General features: G+C 68.8%; 3 protein-coding genes. 2 read left to right on the top strand and 1 reads right to left on the bottom strand.

Annotation, left to right across the window (positions count from 1 at the left end; genetic code table 11):
• Positions 1-42: 42 nt before the first annotated feature.
• A complete protein-coding gene (locus GUY60_RS36650; RefSeq protein WP_161705825.1) occupies positions 43-339 on the bottom strand; it encodes a PLD nuclease N-terminal domain-containing protein in 297 nt (98 codons plus the stop codon).
• Positions 340-428: 89 nt separating this feature from the next.
• On the opposite strand from GUY60_RS36650, the gene GUY60_RS36655 reads away from it, so the two are divergent.
• Both GUY60_RS36655 and mqnP read left to right on the top strand, forming a co-directional pair.
• Positions 429-1,889: a menaquinone biosynthesis decarboxylase gene (locus GUY60_RS36655; protein ID WP_161705826.1), complete on the top strand. Its 1,461-nt coding sequence runs from the start codon at positions 429-431 to the stop codon at positions 1,887-1,889.
• A partial coding sequence (gene mqnP, locus GUY60_RS36660) for a menaquinone biosynthesis prenyltransferase MqnP (protein WP_161705827.1) occupies positions 1,886-2,601 on the top strand: 716 nt, incomplete at its 3' end. The genes GUY60_RS36655 and mqnP, both read left to right, overlap by 4 nt.

The raw sequence follows: 2,601 nt of genomic DNA on the forward strand, positions 1-2,601 counted from the left end.
GGGCGGGGAGGGGAGAAAACCCCACATACCCGCAGGCCGCACCTACCGGGAAGACGGCCCCTCGGAATCGTCCTCGTCCGGCTCGTCCTTCTTCAAAGTCCGCAGGAAGTCCGGATTGTCGTCCGGCGCGACCCAGCCGCCGCGCGCGGGGCGGCGCACCGTGCGGTCCTTGCCGACGATCAGCCAGGAGATCGAGCCGACCAGCGGGAAGAGCAGGACGAGGATCGCCCAGAGCGGCTTGGGGATGTAACGGACCTCCTGCTCATCGGTGGTGATGCAGTCGATGAACGCGTAGATGCTGAGTGCCAGCGGCACCAGGATCAGCAGCACCCGGAACATGAAGCCGTCCCCCTGCGTGTGGAGTGCCGGGACCGTGTGGACGGCCCCCGTGACAGGTCAAGCGTAGCGAGTAGCCGATACTGGTCCCTATGGCTTATGACGATCTTCGCTCCCTGCTCCGGGCGCTGGAGCGCGAGGGCGACCTCAAGCGCATCAAGGCCGAGGTCGACCCCCATCTGGAGGTCGGTGAGATCGTCGACCGGGTGCAGAAGTCCGGCGGTCCCGCGCTCCTCTTCGAGAACGTGCGCGGCTCGGCGATGCCCCTCGCGATGAACGTGTACGGCACCGACCGCCGCCTGTTGAAGGCCCTCGGCCTGAAGTCGTACGCGGACATCAGCGACAAGATCGGCGGCCTCCTCAAGCCCGAGCTGCCGCAGGGTTTCATCGGTATCCGGGAGGCCTTCGGCAAGCTCGGCGCGATGACCCACGTACCGCCGCGCAAGGTGAAGTCCGAGAACGCTCCCGTGCAGGAAGTGGTCCTCACCGGTGACGACGTGGACCTGGAGCAGCTGCCCGCGCTGTTCACCTGGCCCGAGGACGGCGGCTCGTTCTTCAACCTGGGCCTCACGCACACCAAGCACCCGGAGACCGGGGTGCGCAACCTCGGCCTGTACCGGCTTCAGCGCCACGACAAGCGCACCATCGGCATGCACTGGCAGATCCACAAGGACAGCCGCAACCACTACCAAGTGGCCGCGAAGCGCGGCGAGAAGCTGCCCGTCGCCATCGCCTTCGGCTGCCCGCCGGCCGTGACGTACGCGTCCACGGCGCCGCTGCCCGGTGACATGGACGAGTACATGCTGGCCGGGTTCATCCAGGGCAAGCGCGTCGAGATGGTCGACTGCAAGACGGTGCCGCTGCAGGTCCCGGCCAACGCCGAGGTCGTCATCGAGGGCTGGCTGGAGCCGGGCGAGATGCTGCCGGAGGGCCCCTTCGGCGACCACACCGGCTTCTACACGCCGCAGGAACCCTTCCCGGCCCTCACGATCGACTGCGTGACGATGCGCAAGCGCCCGCTGCTGCAGTCGATCGTGGTCGGGCGGCCCCCGACGGAGGACGGCCCGCTCGGCCGCGCGACGGAGCGGTTCTTCCTCCCGCTCCTCAAGGTGATCGTCCCGGACATCGTGGACTACCACCTGCCGGAGTCGGGCGGCTTCCACAACTGCGCGATCGTCTCGATCGACAAGAAGTACCCGAAGCACGCGCAGAAGGTCATGCACGCCATCTGGGGCGCGCACATGATGTCGCTGACCAAGCTGATCATCGTGGTCGACGCCGACTGCGACGTGCACAACCTGCACGAGGTCTCCTGGCGCGCCCTCGGCAACACCGACTACGCCCGCGACCTCACCGTCGTCGAAGGCCCCGTCGACCACCTCGACCACGCCTCGTACCAGCAGTTCTGGGGCGGCAAGGCGGGGATCGACGCGACGAAGAAGCTGCCCGAGGAGGGCTACACCCGCGACGGCGGCTGGCCGGACATGGTCGAGTCCGACCCGGAGACGGCGGCCATGGTGGACCGCCGCTGGAAGGAGTACGGACTCTCGTGAGCAGTGCCGCAGCAGCCGTCCCGCAGCCGGGGCGGACCAAGGCGTTCCTGCGCCTCGTCATGATCGAGCACTCGGTGTTCGCGCTGCCCTTCGCGTACATCGCCGCGCTGACCGCGATGTTCCAGGTGGACCGGAGCATCCACTGGGGCCGACTGCTCCTGGTGACGATCGCGATGGTCGGCCTGCGCACCTTCGCGATGGCCGCGAACCGGATCATCGACCGCGAGATCGACGCCCGCAATCCGCGCACCGCCCATCGCGAGCTGGTCACCGGCGCGGTCTCGGTGAAGTCGGCGTGGACGGGCGCGCTGATCGCCCTGGTCGTCTTCCTCGGCGCGGCCGCGCTCCTCAACCCGCTGTGCCTGGCGCTCGCGCCGGTCGCGGTGATCCCGATGGTGGTCTACCCGTACGGGAAGCGGTTCACGAACTTCCCGCAGGCGATCCTCGGCCTGGCGCAGGCGATGGGCCCGGTGGGCGCGTGGCTCGCGATCACGGGTTCGTGGTCCTGGGACGCGGTGATCCTCGGCCTCGCCGTCGGCATCTGGATCGGCGGCTTCGACCTGATCTACGCCTGCCAGGACGTGGAGACGGACCGCGAGGTCGGCGTGCTCTCGGTGCCCGCGCGGTTCGGGATCCCGGCGGCGATCTGGGGGGCGCGGGGGTGCCACCTGGTGACCACGGGTCTGTTCGCGTGGTACGCGGTGGCGACGGG

This window comes from Streptomyces boluensis (assembly GCF_009908195.1).
GTDB classification, from domain to species: domain Bacteria; phylum Actinomycetota; class Actinomycetes; order Streptomycetales; family Streptomycetaceae; genus Streptomyces; species Streptomyces boluensis.